The 15,832-nt window shown below is 38.2% G+C and carries 21 protein-coding genes and 1 pseudogene; 2 read left to right on the top strand and 20 right to left on the bottom strand.

Annotation, left to right across the window (positions count from 1 at the left end):
* The 20 genes and pseudogenes from BK049_RS10945 to degS form a co-directional block, all read right to left on the bottom strand.
* Window positions 1-381, bottom strand: coding sequence for a DUF8042 domain-containing protein (locus BK049_RS10945; RefSeq protein WP_008360170.1), 381 nt, complete (start codon window positions 379-381; stop codon window positions 1-3).
* A 13-nt stretch (window positions 382-394) separates the two neighbouring features.
* Window positions 395-736 (bottom strand): flagellar protein FliT, encoded by a 342-nt coding sequence (gene fliT, locus BK049_RS10940; protein ID WP_008360172.1) that lies wholly within the window; start codon window positions 734-736, stop codon window positions 395-397.
* Window positions 733-1,137, bottom strand: coding sequence for a flagellar export chaperone FliS (fliS, locus tag BK049_RS10935; protein WP_008360174.1), 405 nt, complete (start codon window positions 1,135-1,137; stop codon window positions 733-735). The genes fliT and fliS overlap by 4 nt, the downstream gene beginning before the upstream one ends.
* Window positions 1,138-1,154: 17 nt before the next feature.
* Window positions 1,155-2,669 (bottom strand): flagellar hook-associated protein 2, encoded by a 1,515-nt coding sequence (locus tag BK049_RS10930; protein WP_008360176.1) that lies wholly within the window; start codon window positions 2,667-2,669, stop codon window positions 1,155-1,157.
* 18 nt (window positions 2,670-2,687) lie between these two features.
* Entirely contained in the window at window positions 2,688-3,029 is a 342-nt protein-coding gene (gene flaG, locus BK049_RS10925; RefSeq protein ID WP_008360179.1) for a flagellar protein FlaG, read from the bottom strand.
* Between the two features lie 162 nt (window positions 3,030-3,191).
* Entirely contained in the window at window positions 3,192-3,416 is a 225-nt protein-coding gene (gene csrA / locus BK049_RS10920; protein WP_008360181.1) for a carbon storage regulator CsrA, read from the bottom strand.
* Window positions 3,410-3,844: a flagellar assembly protein FliW gene (gene fliW, locus BK049_RS10915; RefSeq protein ID WP_008360183.1), complete on the bottom strand. Its 435-nt coding sequence runs from the start codon at window positions 3,842-3,844 to the stop codon at window positions 3,410-3,412. The genes csrA and fliW overlap by 7 nt, the downstream gene beginning before the upstream one ends.
* A 28-nt stretch (window positions 3,845-3,872) precedes the next feature.
* Window positions 3,873-4,451 (bottom strand): DUF6470 family protein, encoded by a 579-nt coding sequence (locus BK049_RS10910; protein ID WP_008360185.1) that lies wholly within the window; start codon window positions 4,449-4,451, stop codon window positions 3,873-3,875.
* Between the two features lie 47 nt (window positions 4,452-4,498).
* Window positions 4,499-5,410: a flagellar hook-associated protein FlgL gene (gene flgL / locus BK049_RS10905; RefSeq protein WP_008360187.1), complete on the bottom strand. Its 912-nt coding sequence runs from the start codon at window positions 5,408-5,410 to the stop codon at window positions 4,499-4,501.
* Between the two features lie 8 nt (window positions 5,411-5,418).
* On the bottom strand, window positions 5,419-6,939 hold the full coding sequence (gene flgK / locus BK049_RS10900; RefSeq protein ID WP_008360189.1) for a flagellar hook-associated protein FlgK: 1,521 nt from the start codon (window positions 6,937-6,939) through the stop codon (window positions 5,419-5,421).
* A 15-nt stretch (window positions 6,940-6,954) separates the two neighbouring features.
* Complete coding sequence (locus BK049_RS10895) at window positions 6,955-7,437, bottom strand: flagellar protein FlgN (protein ID WP_008360191.1); 483 nt, start codon at window positions 7,435-7,437, stop codon at window positions 6,955-6,957.
* A gap of 18 nt (window positions 7,438-7,455) precedes the next feature.
* Window positions 7,456-7,719 carry a flagellar biosynthesis anti-sigma factor FlgM gene (gene flgM / locus BK049_RS10890; RefSeq protein WP_003213252.1) on the bottom strand — a complete coding sequence of 88 codons (264 nt, stop codon included), beginning with the start codon at window positions 7,717-7,719 and terminating at the stop codon, window positions 7,456-7,458.
* 79 nt (window positions 7,720-7,798) lie between these two features.
* Window positions 7,799-8,218 carry a TIGR03826 family flagellar region protein gene (locus BK049_RS10885; RefSeq protein ID WP_008360193.1) on the bottom strand — a complete coding sequence of 140 codons (420 nt, stop codon included), beginning with the start codon at window positions 8,216-8,218 and terminating at the stop codon, window positions 7,799-7,801.
* 56 nt (window positions 8,219-8,274) lie between these two features.
* Window positions 8,275-8,631 (bottom strand): ComF family protein, encoded by a 357-nt coding sequence (locus BK049_RS19820; protein WP_237739228.1) that lies wholly within the window; start codon window positions 8,629-8,631, stop codon window positions 8,275-8,277.
* A 165-nt stretch (window positions 8,632-8,796) separates the two neighbouring features.
* A pseudogene (locus BK049_RS19975) lies at window positions 8,797-8,961 on the bottom strand (double zinc ribbon domain-containing protein); the annotation flags it as partial.
* The gene (comFB, locus tag BK049_RS10875; protein WP_008360197.1) at window positions 8,958-9,251 is read right to left on the bottom strand and encodes a late competence protein ComFB; all 294 of its coding nucleotides are present in this window, start codon (window positions 9,249-9,251) and stop codon (window positions 8,958-8,960) included. The gene comFB and the pseudogene BK049_RS19975, both read right to left, overlap by 4 nt.
* A gap of 64 nt (window positions 9,252-9,315) precedes the next feature.
* Complete coding sequence (locus BK049_RS10870; RefSeq protein WP_145939407.1) at window positions 9,316-10,695, bottom strand: ATP-dependent helicase ComFA; 1,380 nt, start codon at window positions 10,693-10,695, stop codon at window positions 9,316-9,318.
* Window positions 10,696-10,814: 119 nt separating this feature from the next.
* Window positions 10,815-11,657: a DegV family protein gene (locus BK049_RS10865; protein WP_071168501.1), complete on the bottom strand. Its 843-nt coding sequence runs from the start codon at window positions 11,655-11,657 to the stop codon at window positions 10,815-10,817.
* 212 nt (window positions 11,658-11,869) lie between these two features.
* A complete protein-coding gene (gene degU, locus BK049_RS10860; protein WP_008348273.1) occupies window positions 11,870-12,559 on the bottom strand; it encodes a two-component system response regulator DegU in 690 nt (229 codons plus the stop codon).
* 64 nt (window positions 12,560-12,623) lie between these two features.
* Window positions 12,624-13,799: a two-component sensor histidine kinase DegS gene (gene degS / locus BK049_RS10855; protein WP_008360205.1), complete on the bottom strand. Its 1,176-nt coding sequence runs from the start codon at window positions 13,797-13,799 to the stop codon at window positions 12,624-12,626.
* Window positions 13,800-14,018: 219 nt separating this feature from the next.
* Between degS and BK049_RS10850 the strand changes: the two genes are divergently transcribed.
* On the top strand, window positions 14,019-14,687 hold the full coding sequence (locus BK049_RS10850) for a YigZ family protein (RefSeq protein ID WP_008360208.1): 669 nt from the start codon (window positions 14,019-14,021) through the stop codon (window positions 14,685-14,687).
* A complete protein-coding gene (locus tag BK049_RS10845) occupies window positions 14,672-15,763 on the top strand; it encodes an LCP family protein (RefSeq protein ID WP_008360210.1) in 1,092 nt (363 codons plus the stop codon). The genes BK049_RS10850 and BK049_RS10845 overlap by 16 nt, the downstream gene beginning before the upstream one ends.
* Window positions 15,764-15,832 lie beyond the last annotated feature (69 nt).

Genomic DNA, 15,832 nt, shown 5'->3' with positions numbered 1-15,832 from the left:
TTAATGAATGACATACGGCCTCATGCAGGCATGTATTTCATCCATCCACTTTCTATATTCAGGTATAAAATATGCTGTAAGGAATGACTGGAAGTGATTTGAAGGGAATGTATAGAAAGCTAGTATATCGAAACTTAAAAAAATTTGGTCAAACGAACGAATCGTCTTGGCAAAGTCATCATTTTCAATAATTGAAAGCAGAAGGGGGTGTGTTGTCTCTAAGTGAAAGAAGGCATGGATCAGATCATTAAAGATCCGATCCCCTTCTGTTTTAGTGAAATCCTTCTCAATTTCATCTAAATATTTCAGACTCTCTTCTATCGTATATAGAAGTTCATAATATGTGGTTAATAAGATATAGTCATCTGAACGATACGCCACAGGTCTCACCTATTTATTTCCGTTTATCGTAGTATATGCCGTCACTTGTCATGGGCTGGTACGGATGTTGATAATTTAACTGTTTTGTTTTCTTGCGTTGAATGGCTTGAATATCTGCTTTTATCCCATTTTGAATCTCTGTTAATTGCTTCGCCATCTGTTGATCTGTTTGAATAATTTCCTTGATCTTCTCTTTCTCTTGAACTGAAAGCTCATGCTGAATGTCTCTCATTAATTCATCTCTCTCAATTAAAAAAGCATCAAAGTCTTCAACCAGTGTTTCGCTTTGCGGATTGGCCTCTATTTCTGCTGCCATTTTTAATGTTTGGTCATGCAGCTGGTCCACAATACTCATAGAGATCCCCCAATAGAGTGATGACGCCCTTTTCGATCGGTTTGAATGACTTCTTTCCAAGCATCTCGGAAATCAATCACGTATTGCTCTACTTCATTCAGTATCTCTTCGTCATTTTGCAGATTGGCTTCAATAAGTCTACGATAAATGTAGTCATACATACTCGCCATGCTCTTTGATACATCATAAGTACGATTTAAGGTGACATTTAATTCTTGGATGATGTTTTGAGCCTTTTTCAGGTTCAAGTTTCTTGCTTCGGCATCGTCTTTTTGAATAGCATGCTTCGCTAGTTTGATAAACTTTAAGCATCCTTCATAAAGCATAAGCGTCAACTCGGCCGGTGTTGCAGTCTCAATAGAATTTTTCTGATAGGCGGCATAAGGGTTCTGAATTGCCATATGTTATAAACCTCCAATTATTGTCCAAGCAGTTGAGAAAGATAGCCAGATTGGTTGTTTAGCTTTTGAATCGCACTATCCATGGCATTAAATTTTGTATAGTAACGGGCTTCAACAAGTTTCAAGCGGTCTTGGAACGTACTCATTCGTTTTGTCAAAGAATCAAGGTCTTTACCAAGTCCGTATTCCTTTAATGCCATCGTTGTGCTTCCAGCCTTTGTTTGAATGCTCTTCGTGAAGGCTGTTAAAGAATTTTTGACACGATAAATGATCCCTTGTTCTTTATATTGTTGCTGCGCTTTGTCTTGATCTTTTGAATCCACGTTTAAACTACCTGAGATGAACATTTGACTGACCTTCTGCGGGTCTTCTTCAATGGCTTTTCTTAGTTTCGGTTCATCAATTACAAGCTTTCCGCCATCTTTATATTTATCTGAAGTGGTAATTCCGATTTGTGTCATGTGAATTTTATTCCCATCACTTGTTGTAATATCAGCATAAAAATCACTTCTTAATTTAGATGCACCAGATCGTAAAATTGAATCACTTCTCAGCAAGCCAGACTTAGCGGTCGTTTCCCAAAGCTCAACTTCCTTTTCAGACATAGCTGATTTCTCTTCAGTAGTTAAAGGATAATAGTCTCTGTTTCTTTTTTCATTGACTTTACCATTGACCTGCTCAACCAGTTCATTGTATTTATCAACAAATTGTTTAATTTTATCAAAAATCGCATCCACATCTGTTGAAACGTTTAAGCTGACAGGCTTATCCGTTGTTCCTTTGAGCTCATATGTGATACCAGCTTGCGTGAATGTATTATTGTTATTTTCCATTTTGAGACCATTAATTTCGTATTGCGCTTTTTGTCCTTGAGTGGTCGCAACTAATTTATTATCTCCATCCACCTGGAAGCCTAATTGCGTTAAAAATGAAGCAGAATCGCCATCCGTTGCTTTAATACTGACACCTTCACCAGTCGTACGCGAAGTCAGAGCGATCGTATCCACGTAGTTGGTTCCATCAGAAATTTGGCCTTTATAAGCGGTGACACCTAGTTGAGAGTTATTCAATTTTGTCACGATTGAATCAATGGTATCTGTATCAGTGGTTTTAATGGTCACTGTTTTTGGTGTCGTAGAATCTGGTGTTGTCACCTCAAACGTAAACGTACCGTTTGCTGGCGTAAACCCAGATGTACCAGAAGATTTGAATACGGAAGCTGTCGCTAGTTGGGTCACATTAATCGAGCCAGATGTAGCATTTGTTGATCCAGTTGCTGTGACAGCAGATTCGTTTGAGCTTGTCACCTTTTTTGCGCCATATGTACTTGGACGCGATAAGTTTAAATTGTTGATCAAATCATCTAATTCTTTGACTTTCGAATTCACCTCGCGATAACTGTCTCTTTGCCATTCAAGTGTTTGTTTCTGGCGTGTCATTTTATCAAGTGGTGCTTGTTCTGTTTTCATAAGTTTTGATACGATTTCATCAATATCAAACACATTTGAAAACCCAGTAATTCGATTAACCATTGTTTATTCTCCCTTCAATTACATTCTTTTATCTACAAATAAACCGACAATCTCTGTCATCGCCGCGTAGAAATCAAGCCATTCCTTGGAAGGAATTTCTCTAATGACTTCTTCAGTTTGGTTATCTACGACTTTGACATAATATTCATTGAGTTTTTCATGTAATTCAAATTGAAGATGAAATTGAGTAGGTTCAATCAGCTTATTTGCTCCTTGAAGCGTTTTTTCAATTTCGTCCTTTGAAACAACTTTTCCATTTGCTTGTAAATCGGTGTTTGCATTGTCATTCTGATGATTCGTAACACGGGTTTGAAATGCATCAATCAGTGGCTCTAGCGATGTCAACTTACCAACAGACATAATTATTCAGCTCCTGTGCTTTTAATCTATCTTTTATATCGGCTTTGAATTTTCAAATTAAATATAGATGGACCGATTTGTTAAAGTTTCATATAGATGGTGTACATCCACATAGAAACGCTTTTACACGGAGAAAAATGGAGGAATCAGATAAAAAAATCCTCACTTTTTCTGTGAGGATAATTGAGAAAGGAGATCTAAAGACAAGCTTGCAGCACGATTGTTCTCTTCTTGAATAGACAAGTAAACTTCTTTCCTATGGATATCAATGTGCTTAGGGGCCTCAATCCCGACTTTTACTTGATCGCCTTCGATCGAAATAATCTTAACTTCAATATCATCGCCTATTTGAATTGACTGATTTAATTTACGAGATAGAACTAGCATGAGGAAGCCACCTCTAACAAATGTTTTGTATGATAGGCAGAATCATGCAAAATCACTTGCTTGGCTTTCATGTTTTTCCGGTTCACAATAATAGGCGCTCTTAAGTTAGCTGTCGTTTTTTCAATAGAAGATCCCATTGTTAAAATCACCATCACTTCTACATCATTGGCATCTTCAACACCAAGAATGTCTACAACCGCTTCTTCTAAGTCAAATTCATATTGATTGAAGAACAAAAACGGGCTGCTGACAATAAAGCCTAATTCTGCATTTTTCAATGATTGGAGAACGAGAAATGGAGATTCTTCTGATAAAGGTAAAATGACAAATTGTTTTTGATCTAGAAATCCTGGAATTCCGTTAGAGAAGTTGATGATCTGCTCCTCTTTAATCGTCACTTCGCCATGGTATTTTGTTTGAATGATCATAATTCACGACCTTTTTCGTTTTTCTTAACTATACCTTATCACCATTTTGACCAGTTTCGTCAACCTCTATTTTTAGTTCAGGGTATTGTAGCATATCAATATTGACCTTACCTGGCTTGTAGTTAACGATTGGTTTATGAGGTGTTGCCTCTATGACAGCTTTTTGCGGCTCCACATCAATTTGAAGCTCGGATGGCTGATAGTGAATTTTCACACTAAAGAATGAAGGAATCACACCGATGGTGAATTGTTTTGCTGGAGGACTGCCATTGATTTTGGCAAACTCCGCAATCGCACTACCACCTTCCTCGATCTTGATTAGTTCGCTTCCTTCTTCCGCTCTTCGACCCATCCCCTCTCCAACAGCACGTTTCCCTTCAGCTGCCCATTCCTCAGAACGCCTAAAAATTGATTTGATATCCATATCAGCAAACGCCTCAGTTTGATCAATGGTTAATTTCGACGGTGTCCTTGTGATGCTCATAACAGCTTTTGGCTGTTGAATTTCAAGATCCGCTCTTGGCTGTTCTAATTCTTGGCTAGAGGGGGTTGTTGACATTTGCAGCTTTGCATAAGTTTGCTCTATTAACAATCTCGGGATTTGCATAATGTTCACCTCCATGATGCAAAAAAGCACCCAGCGGATGCTTTTTATTATCTTAAGAAATCGACAAGTGATGGCTGAATGACTTTAGCTGTCGTTGCTAATGCAGCTCTATTCACTGTCTCTTGTTGAAGAAGATCAAGAATGGCTTTTTCACTTTCAACATCTTCGTTATCTGATTTAGCATTTTTCAGCACTTCGGCTTGTGCAGTCAAACGGCTTTCGACTAAGTCAACACGATTCGTTCGGGCACCAAGATCCGAACGTTCAGCACTCATCACTTCTTTGAATTGATCAATATCACCTAGTGCCTCATCTGAATCCGTAAACGTTCCATTTTTCAATGCGTTTTCTAAATCCGTCAGCATTTCAATGACATTTTGACCGTTGGCAGACTGACCACCAAACGCTGTTAGAGGATTTGAGTTCACATTTAAAGTGATACCATCAGAAATGTTCGTTTTCACTGCGTTTGCATCTGTATAGGTCTCAAAATTAAATGTATACGTACCATCTGCATTCTCTACAACTGGTTTTACATTAGTATTCGTCCCATTAAATACAAACTTACCTAACATTTGAGTGTTCATTGCATCGATGATTTGTTTCTTCATCTGACCAACTTCTACGCCGACAGCAGCTAAATCTTCTGGCTGTTTTGTTCCATTCGCCGCATCAAGCACTTTATCTCGTATATTTGACATAATATCAATGATTTCAGTGACACTTGTTTCAGATGTATCAATCCAGTTTCGTGCCTCATTTAAATTATTTTGATATTGTTCATTTCGAAACAGGGCTGTACTATATTGAAGACTTTTCACTGCTGCAACAGGATCATCAGACGTTTTTGTGAAACGTTTTCCAGCCTGTGCCTGCTCATTAATTTTAGAGAGTTTTTCATAGCTTTTACTAATATTGCGAAGTGAGTTTTGAGAAATCATACCTTGTGTGACTCGCATCAGTTACCCTACCTTCCTACGACACCCATGCCGTTTATTACTTTATCTAATACCTCATCTTGTAATGTCACGATTCTTGCAGCTGCGTTATACGCATGCTGAAATTGGATCATGTTCGTCATTTCTTCATCCAAAGATACAGAGCTAGTTGACATTCTGCGTTCATTGGCTGAGTTAACAAGCGCTGCTGAACTGCTTTCAAGCGTCATGTTCTTTTTACCTTGTATTCCCATTTCAGCAATGACATTTTGATAGTAGTCCTGAATCGTCGTTGTATTTCCGCCAATTGCCAGCTTTAAGTTTTGAATATCGGCTAATTGTGTAGCATTCGAACCGTCACCTTGCGTTTGATTAAGAGATGCAGCAATGTTATCTGTTGATGCTAAAATGACATCGCTCACTTTGATACGAGCTGCCAAGCCTTTATTCAAATCATTGTTATTCTCGATGTCAAAAAAGTCTTGTCCGCTTGTGCCATTTAACGTGTACCCTTGCTTATGCACATCGTTAAATGTATCCATGAATACTTGTGCTACTTCATCTAGCTCTGCAAGCATCTCTGGATACATTCCTTTTTCAGCCCCATTTGACATGTAGCCATACGCCTCAACAAGTGCTTTTATTTTTCCATTCACTTGTAATTGATCTGCTGCAATGGTTGTCGTTCCAAATTGAAGTGAGTTGATAAGTCCTGTCGTATCATCATAGGAAATTTGCAATTCAGACTTTTCATTGGTAATCCCATTTAAAATCGTTCCAACAGATTGTCCATTTGCACCGATCATGTCGATGTTGACGGTTCCTTCAGCAATTTTCAGTGCATTCCCTCCAGATGGATTGTAGCTCACCTTAATATCAACAAGTGAGGATAACTGATCGACAAGAGCATCACGTGTATCATAAAGATCATTAGGAAGATAACCATTAGGCTCTACTGCTGCAATCTGTTTATTCACTTCATCAATTTGAGATAAAATGGTGTTCACATCTTTAGCTGTTGAATCAAGTTCGGTTTTTAAATTCTTTTGTATCGTTGTTAAAGAAGAATTAAGCAGACGGAATTGGTCAACTAAAGCTTGTGCACTTGTTTTAACAACTGTACGTGCTGAAGCAGTATCGGCATTTTTCGATTCTGATAGGACCTGTAATGATTTCCAAAGGTTATCAAAAGCTCTATTCAAGCCTTCATCTGTCAAATCATTCATAACTCCTTCCATTTGTGAAAGGGCATCCGACTTCGCTGCATAATAAGACATATTGTTGTTATGATCTCTATACTGAAGATCTAAAAAACTGTCTCGTATTCTTTCAACAGTCCCAACTTGAACGCCTGTCCCCATTTGGCCGTATGTCTTGCCATCATATACAGAAATCACTGGGTAAGGATTATCTGCTTTAAAGGCAACTCTCTGTCTTGAGTAGCCTTCTGTATTTGCATTGGACACGTTGTTTGATGTGACATAAAGACCTGCACGCTGAGCTGTTATTCCTCGTTTTGCCGTTTCTAGTCCCATGAATGTAGAACCCATAGATATCCTCCTTATTTACGCCTTTGAATCAAACAAAGCCCGATGCTGTTTAGGCTTTGAACTCTCAAGACCATTTTGTCCGTAATTCATATTTTCTTTGTTAGGATTTACAAGATCGAATGTCAGTGAAATAAATTGAAGTGACTGCTGAATGAGCTGTTTGTTTAGTTCATTTACACCTTTCAATTCCACCATGATGTCATTTAGTTTTTCATATAGCGAAATAAGCTCTTTTTGATCCGTACCTTCAGCTTTTTCGATACATGCGGTGATGGTCGGTGATTGATCATTCTGTAAAAATTGAACTGTGGCTTCAATCCGCTTTTCTTCTAATTGTGAAATGGCCTGAATGTATTTTTGCTCAAGGTTCAGAACCTCTGAAAGAGTATCAATCTCATTATTTTTCAGCATTTCTGTTTTATCCTTAGACAGCTTTAGAAGCTGTTCATGTAATCCATAGAGACGATGCAGCTCTTCAATAATTATTTTTACTGACATCCACGCTACTCCCTTTTGTTATTGTTGTTTATAAAAATTTAGCATTTTATCTGCAATGCCTTTTGTATCTACTTGATATGTTCCGGCTTCAATGCTTTTTTTAATTTGGTCTATTTTATCTTGGCGTTCTTTCATGATATTCGGCACCTTTTGCATTTCGATTGCCTTTTTAGAAATTTCGACTTTATCAGTTGATTTCGCTTGATTCGATTGCAACGTTTGTTTCTCATATGTTTTCTTGTAAGGATTTACTGGTTGTGTTCCATATCGATTAATTTTCACGGGATTCCTCTCGCTTTCCGTTACAGTCTGTCTTGATTCTATCCATTTTATCGACCAAACTGCAACTTAGTTTAGGGAATCAGTCATTTTTAGGATTAATGGCATAATAGGTGTCTTTTTTCCTAGATTCGATCTCTCTTTTACGTTCTTCTTCTTGGTTCATTTGGCTGATTTGAGCATTTATATCCTGTTCACATTGGCTACATAGCTTATTTTTCCTGATCGGTTGGCCACATCTTTCACAAGGATAGTTGATATTCGGAAATTGACTAATTTGAAGCCTTTTCAATCGAATAAATTTTAGGATTAATTCTTCATCAACCTCTGTTGCATCTACTATTTCAGCAATGGTTGATTGTCTATTACTTTGCTTTCGTAAGAATTTATAAACGAGATCAAAAGAACGTTCTTCTTCTTCAAAACATTTGTTACAAACCGTTTGGATGGTGGTTTTTAAAAATAACTGATTACATTGTGGACAGTTTGCCAATTGATTCATAACCAAAACCCCTTACGTTATTTTCTTCTCTTAATATCGGTTGATTGTCATGATTTTTAACTGCGAATCAACGTAAAAGAGGAAACGCTTTTGGCACCTGCGTCTTTTAAAATTCTTGCCGCATGGTAGACTGTCGCCCCGGTTGTATAAATATCATCAACTAATATGACATCCTTTAGAACGATCGGATCTGGCTGTTTTAATTGGAACAAACCCTTTTGATTTAAACGATCATTTTTGCTTTTCTTTGACTGCTTCCTTTGATGTACTTTAATGAGTGGCTGGAATATAGGTCCACCAATCATGGAAGCAAGCATTACCGACTGATTGAATCCTCTTTCCTTTAGCCTCTCTTTACTCAAAGGAATTGGGACAAGCACAGGCTCTTTGATTGAAAAAGAGCGTTTAAACACTGCTTGTACATCTCTTTTAAATAGCTCAGCTAAAGCCGTATCACCTCGGAATTTAAATCGTGCTAGAACATCTTTCATAAAATCGTTGTAAACATAAACAGACCTATTCTTCTCAAGGACTTCCTCAGAATCAGTTCGTTTATTCCACCGTGAACAATCATGGCACAAATGGTCATCTGACTGTACTCTTCCGCATTTGGGGCAAATAGGACTGTCAATCTTCGTTAGCTTCCTCTTACATGCTACACATAAACGATCTTCATTTGATAGAAGAAATGACTTCCATGTAAAAGCAGCCACAAAATGCCCCTCACAAATTGGGCAAATCAACTATTTTCCTTGTTCATCGGCAAACGTTTTTCGCACCTTGGAAATGTTGTGACTGTTGAAGCAGCTTCTATAAGAATGACCAGCATGGCCGTATTCTTCTGTTTGTCTACCATCTCGGATTTACTGTAAGATATTTTATCGATATCTGTTATATACTGCGGTTTCACTTGATTTAGAGAAATAGCTAATACATCTTCTATACACTTTTCACAATGACAAATCATGTTTAATTGGTTGAGATATTGATAGAGGATTTCTTTGAGTAGTATTTCTTTTGCGTTGAGTAGCATATTTTGTCTCTCCTGCCATTTGTGTATTGTGAATATAATGTATCATGATTTAGTTGAACCTACACTATTTTTCAGAAAACTCCTGTTTAGCCACCGTGTTCATTTGTTCGATGTGCTTCTTCGCTTTTTTCATACTTCTCGTTAAACCAAAATGAAAAAAGAACACATCTCCTTTAGCGTATTCAGGATGTCTGCCAGCCCTGCCAGAAATCTGAACAAGCGCACTCTCTGTAAAAATAGTAGATTCTGCACCTAACACACCCACCTGAACATCTCGAATGGTGACGCCTCTTTCTAGAATTGTTGTTGTAACTAGAACATCATATCTATGCTCTCTGAAGTGTTGAACCTTTTGTTTCCTATCTTGATCATCGGCAGAAACACCCTGTACATTTACATGATGTGCTCGAAGGATCTGCGTGACCCTCTTCATAGTAGAAATAGAAGGGACAAAAAGTAAAACCCTTTTTTTCTTTTTGATATGTTCCTGCAGCCAGTTCATTGTAATAGATGGCAGCCGATTCTTTTTTAATTTCTTTCTCCATTGTCCAATCCATTGAAATGCTGGGACAGGCAACGGTTGTTGGTGAAAACGCAAAGGAATTTTTACCGCTTCTAATTGTCCACGAACCACATCCTTTTTCATTTTTTTAGATGGCGTGGCACTTAAATAAATCCTAACTCCTGTTTTCTTCATGGCCTTAACAACAGCAAATTGAAGACGTTCATCAATTGAATAAGGAAAGGCATCGACTTCATCTACTATGAGGACATCAAAAGCATTTTTGTATCTCATCAGTTGATGGGTTGTGGCAATCATTAGCGGTGCTATTTGAAATCTTTGAGGACTTCCGCCATAAAGTGCAGCTATATCAAGCCCTTGGAATGCCTTTCTAATTCGTGGTTCGAGTTCAAGTACAACATCGGTTCTAGGCGTCGCAATACAGACACTCATTCCTTTATTTAACGCATATTCAATTCCGTGAAAAAGCACCTCCGTTTTCCCCGCACCGCAAACAGCCCAAACCAGTAAATCAGATGTGTTTTTTATCGCTTCTACCATTCTTTTTGACGCCCTCTTTTGTCCTTTAGACAGCTCTCCCTGCCATGTCAATTCAGCTTGGATTGTTTCTTCCTTGTGCGGACCCGTCCATTCATAGAGGAAACCACATTCAGTTACTTTACCCATCATGATGCAAGATCTACAGTATAGACAGTCTTTTTGACATGTTTCACACGGTGAGCGGGCAAAATATCGTTTATTTGATACACCGCATCGACAGCATATTAAACCAATCGATTCTCTTTCAATGGCGTGTGTTCTATCAATAAATCCTTGCTTCTCCAGCCAATCCAAATCAGACTGTGTACATTGACATTCAAAAGCAAGAAGGTGTCGTGATTGGAGCTGCTGCCGGAGTTCCAGCGCTTTCTTCATGTTCAATTTTACCCAACACCTTTCGACTAATGTTTGCCTATTATGTACAAAGAGAAGACCTTTCGTCCAACTGCAAAAATAGAAAAATAAATCCCCTTTTCCATACGAAAAGGGGATTTTGATATCTATCTGATCATCCAGCCAAGACCTAAAGCGCCTTCGCCTAAATGTGTACCAATCACGGCACCAAAGTAGCTTTTATAAAATTCGACATGAGGGTACTTTTCTGATAAATGTGCAATCAATTCTTCTGCTTCTTCTTCTCTATTTCCATGAATGATTGCAGCTCTCATCGGTACACCGCGTGATGCATCTTCATCGAATAATTCAAAGATGCGTGAAATGGCTTTTTTTCGTGTACGAATCTTTTCAAAAGGGACAATTAGCTTGTTGTCAAAATGAAGGATAGGCTTTACCTTTAAGAGGCTCCCAATAAAAGCCTGAGCACCACTTAATCTGCCGCCTCTTTGCAAATGAGTTAAGTCGTCTACCATAAAATAGGCTCTTTCGCTTTCTTTCAATTGATTCAAGTGTGCTAAAATTTCTTCTAGAGAAGCACCTTCTTGAACTTTTTCAGCCGCTTCTAGTGCATAAAATCCCTGCACCATACAGCTAGTTTCTGAATCAAACGGATAAATGTCAATTCCTTCGACCATGTCGTTCGCTGCGGCTACACTATTATATGTTCCACTGATTCCGCTCGAAAGATGAATACTAATGACCGCATCATATGTTTCACTTAATTTTTCATATAATCCTACTAATTCACCAAAAGCAGGCTGAGAGGTCGTGGGAAGATCTTTATGCTTTTTTACTTCTTCATAATATGTCTTCCAATCCATCTCAATTTCTTCTCGATATGATTCGGTGCCAAAGATGACGTTAAGAGGGATCATATGAATTCGATGTTTATCACGCAGCTCTTGTGGTATATAAGCAGTACTGTCTGTTACAACGGCTATTTTCATTCTTAAATACCTTCCTTATTCGTTTCTCTTTTTATTTTAAAAGTATCCTGATTGTTTTTCATTAGATTTATAATAGTAATCAAAAAAGCCTGCCTAATCAATAGGCAAGCTGCTATATCCGAAAAAGACTCCTTGTCCTGCCTATTTTCTCTCTCAACCTAAAAAGGTGTGAGAACCAAAAACAGGCGAAAAAGGAGTACTTGTTCGGAACATTATCTCATTTCTACCCAACCGTTTTTAATCGCTACAACAACAGCTTGTGTACGGTCATTTACATTCATTTTTTGCAAAATGTTACTCACGTGGTTTTTGACTGTTTTCTCACTAATAAAGAGCGATTCGCCAATACCTCTGTTGCTCTTTCCGTCAGCTAACATTTGAAGAACTTCACATTCACGTCTTGTTAAGATATGAAGTGGTCTGCGAATTTCAGGATATACCTCGTGCTGTGGATGTGCTGAAACGCCGCTAGTCGCTAGGCGTCGGAATTCATTTACTAAGTTATGAGTGACTTTCGGATGTAAATAAGAACCTCCGTCAGCTACTACTTTCACTGCTTCAATGAGGGTGTCTGCATCCATTTCTTTTAACAGGTAGCCTCTCGCTCCTGTCTTTAAAGCATGTGTCACATAGTTTTCATCGTCATGAATAGACAAGATAATGACTTTTGATTCGGGATAAAGCTCTACTAGTTGCTTTGTAGCCTCTACACCATTTACATTCGGCATATTAATGTCCATAATGACAACATCCGGATGATAGTGCTCTACGATGCGTGCAGCTTCGTCACCGTCGTCTCCTTCTGCAACTACTTCAAAAGTAGGTTCAAAATCTAAAATCCGTTTGACACCTTCACGGAATAATTGGTGATCATCAATAATTACAATATTTACTTTAGTCACAAGCTACGCCTCCCCATATTTATTGTTCTACACCTTAACTTTACGGTCAATATGTCTTTTGACTCTATTTTACAATTTTATTTTGTAATGTTAACGGCACTCTAATCATAATGAATGTCCCTAGACCTATTTTTGAGTCAATGGTCATTTTACCTTCTAGTAAGTCAACGCGTTCTTTCATACCAAGTAACCCGAATGATTTGTTTTTATTTGTTTTCACATCTTTCATATCAAAGCCTTTTCCATCGTCTTTGATAATTAAGGTCACAAAGTCTTTCGTTACTTCAACCTTCACAGAGATTTCTTCAGCTTCAGAATGCTTTAATGAATTTGTGACAGCTTCTTGGGCTAGTCTAAATAGTGCCACTTCAAATTGAGAAGCGATTCTTTCGCTTTCTGTATCACCAATGCACTGGAACGTAATCTTGGTTTTCCCATCGTACTCTTCAATTGTGTTTAAGTACTTTCTTAGCGTCGGAATGAGACCTAAATCATCTAAAGCCATCGGTCTTAAATCATAAATGATTCTTCTCACTTCGTACAGTGCATTTCGCACATTCTGTCTAAGACTTCTAATTTCTTTAAAGCCTTCTTCTGTTCCACGGTCTCTAAAAATTCGTTCAATTAATTCAGAACGCATCATTACATTTGCCAGCATCTGAGCAGGCCCATCATGTATTTCCCGTGATACCCTTTTGCGCTCTTCTTCTTGGGCTTCAATAATTCTTAGTCCAAAATCTTGTTTTGCCTGAGCATCTTCAAGTAAAACGCCGACTTGGCGTAAATCTTGGTTTAGGTAGTTGAGGACGACCGTGATCTGGCTCACAAGTGTTTCTGAACGTTCAATGACGTCTTGTAAGCTTAGTAATCGTCTTTCTAGATCGTCTCTTCTTTCCCTCAGCTGCTTTTCACGCTGCTGGATCATGGTGAGTTCTACTTGCAGATTATGCGCTTTTTCGTAGGCTTCTCGAATTTCTTCTTCACTGAATTTGTTGAAGTTTCTGCTGACCTCAGATAATCGGTTTCTAGCATGTCTCGTATGTACTTCTAGTTTATCACCAAAATCAATTACTTCATTTACTTGCTGTTTGATTTGTTTAAGCTCTTCTACTAGGCTTTCATATTGTTGACGGGACTGCTCGCCTATTCTAAATACTTCGTCCTTACTGCCATCAACTGTACTTAGCATTTTCATGATGATTGAATCCAATAATTTCGGATCCATTTTAGGTGTTGTCATGGCTTTTCCCTCCCGTAACAGTGATGTCATCTTTTTTTATTATAAATGTCATTGATCTGTATTTTATGTCGAATTATAATGAAAGAATGCGTATAAATCATGAAGTGTTTATGACGACCCTTTTTCCGCTTCTATCATCATAACAAAATACGCTGTAAAATTCTAAAGTCATGCAAATTTTTCTAGTCTTACAATTTGCTTGTCAGGAGGGTATGTCTTTTGCTGAACCGCTATTTCACAGTGAAAAGTCGTGGCGAGCATGAGATCGTCATTGAAAAATCACGTTTTATTTGTCATATACAGCGTGCTGTCTCAGAAGAAGAAGCACAAGCATTTATACAATCCATTAAAAAACAGCATTGGAATGCCACTCATAATTGTTCAGCTTATCTGATTGGTGAACATGACCTGATTCAAAAAGCAAATGATGATGGTGAACCAAGCGGTACGGCAGGTGTACCAATGCTTGAAGTATTGAAAAAACGTAAGCTGAAAGATACGGTTGTTGTTGTCACTCGTTATTTCGGCGGCATTAAGCTAGGTGCCGGAGGGTTAATTCGTGCGTACGGAAAATCTGTATCAGAAGCAATCAATCATGTCGGTATAGTAGAACGCTGTTTAATGCGTACGATGCACACAACAATAGATTATACATGGCTTGGTAAGGTAGAGAATGAGCTTAGAGCCTCATCTTTTCACCTAAAAGAAATCCACTATGCCGAAGATGTTATTTTCGAGACATATGTAGAAGAAACACAAACAGAGCAATTCATTGGATGGATGACTGAGCTGACAAATGGAAAGAGTGTGACAAAAGAAGGCGAACTTATTTATTTAGAAAAGGACATTGGTCCGATAAAGGAGACAGATGAATGGCACAACGAGTAAAAGTGCGTGTACGAAAGAAAAAAAATAAAAAGAAAAAAATTTTTAAGCGTATCCTGGTCTTATTTTTGCTTCTCTTCATCTGCATAGGCGGATTTGCCGTTTATAAAATTGTGAATACACTTCAGGCTGCTGACAAAACATATGATGAATTAGAACGCGGGGAGAAATCTAAGCTGCGTGATACTGTCATTGATATTAAGAAAAAACCTTTCTCCGTTTTATTTGTCGGCATAGAGGATTATGCCACGAATGGTGATCATGGCCGTTCAGATTCACTCATTGTCGCAACCATTAATCCTCAGGATAAAACGATGAAAATGGTGAGTATCCCTCGTGACACACGGGTACAGCTTGCAAGTGACACAACTGGCAATAAAGTGAAAATCAATGCGGCATTTGCAAAAGGCGGAAAAGAAGAAACGATCGAAACTGTCGAACAATTCTTGAATATTCCGATCGATAAATATGCAACAGTGGATTTTGATGGCTTCAAAGATGTCATTGATGAAGTTGGTGGAATTGATGTAGATGTTCCATTTGATTTCAATGAAAAAAGTGACGTCAAAAAATCGAAAAAGATTTACTTTAAAAAAGGCAATATGCATTTAAATGGGGAAGAAGCACTTGCTTACGCGCGGATGAGAAAGCAAGATCCACGTGGTGATTTCGGGCGTAACGATCGTCAGAAGCAGATTTTACGCGCAATAATTGATCAAATGGCGAAGCCAAAGAACATTGCAAACGTGGATAATATCGCAAAAGAAGTAAGTGATCACATTACGACCAACTTCCGTATCACGGAAGGACTTGCTCTTCAGCAAATCTACAGCGGCTTTAAAGGAGACGACACAGAAACACTTTCTATTAAAGGATCAGACCTTTATTTAGGACCAAATCGAACATACTTCTTTGAGCCGGATCAAACCAACTTGGCTGAAGTACAAAATGAATTACGGACGCATTTAAAGCTTTCTTCTGAGTCATCGACTGAAACAGATTCACAGACCAATTCATCCTCTGATGAAACAGGGTCAACGGATACGATGAGCTCATCGACAAATTCATCAGGACAATAAAAAACAGCCCGCCTCCTTGGGAACTGACCCCATAAGATGAGACAAATAAAAAACACCTTCAAGTTTGAA

Source organism: Bacillus xiamenensis, from assembly GCF_001857925.1.
GTDB classification, from domain to species: Bacteria; Bacillota; Bacilli; order Bacillales; family Bacillaceae; genus Bacillus; species Bacillus xiamenensis.
This window is presented reverse-complemented; position numbering and strand designations above follow the sequence as displayed.

Bases quoted from the DNA above. Each gene is read 5' to 3' on its own strand.
- fliT (WP_008360172.1), bottom strand. From the start codon at position 736: ATGAGTATTGTGGACCAGCTGCATGACCAAACATTAAAAATGGCAGCA.
- fliS (WP_008360174.1), bottom strand. From the start codon at position 1,137: ATGGCAATTCAGAACCCTTATGCCGCCTATCAGAAAAATTCTATTGAG.
- BK049_RS10930 (WP_008360176.1), bottom strand. From the start codon at position 2,669: ATGGTTAATCGAATTACTGGGTTTTCAAATGTGTTTGATATTGATGAA.
- flaG (WP_008360179.1), bottom strand. From the start codon at position 3,029: ATGTCTGTTGGTAAGTTGACATCGCTAGAGCCACTGATTGATGCATTT.
- csrA (WP_008360181.1), bottom strand. From the start codon at position 3,416: ATGCTAGTTCTATCTCGTAAATTAAATCAGTCAATTCAAATAGGCGAT.
- fliW (WP_008360183.1), bottom strand. From the start codon at position 3,844: ATGATCATTCAAACAAAATACCATGGCGAAGTGACGATTAAAGAGGAG.
- BK049_RS10910 (WP_008360185.1), bottom strand. From the start codon at position 4,451: ATGCAAATCCCGAGATTGTTAATAGAGCAAACTTATGCAAAGCTGCAA.
- flgL (WP_008360187.1), bottom strand. From the start codon at position 5,410: ATGCGAGTCACACAAGGTATGATTTCTCAAAACTCACTTCGCAATATT.
- flgK (WP_008360189.1), bottom strand. From the start codon at position 6,939: ATGGGTTCTACATTCATGGGACTAGAAACGGCAAAACGAGGAATAACA.
- BK049_RS10895 (WP_008360191.1), bottom strand. From the start codon at position 7,437: ATGTCAGTAAAAATAATTATTGAAGAGCTGCATCGTCTCTATGGATTA.
- BK049_RS10885 (WP_008360193.1), bottom strand. From the start codon at position 8,218: ATGAATCAATTGGCAAACTGTCCACAATGTAATCAGTTATTTTTAAAA.
- comFB (WP_008360197.1), bottom strand. From the start codon at position 9,251: ATGCTACTCAACGCAAAAGAAATACTACTCAAAGAAATCCTCTATCAA.
- BK049_RS10865 (WP_071168501.1), bottom strand. From the start codon at position 11,657: ATGAAAATAGCCGTTGTAACAGACAGTACTGCTTATATACCACAAGAG.
- degS (WP_008360205.1), bottom strand. From the start codon at position 13,799: ATGACAACACCTAAAATGGATCCGAAATTATTGGATTCAATCATCATG.
- BK049_RS10845 (WP_008360210.1), top strand. From the start codon at position 14,672: ATGGCACAACGAGTAAAAGTGCGTGTACGAAAGAAAAAAAATAAAAAG.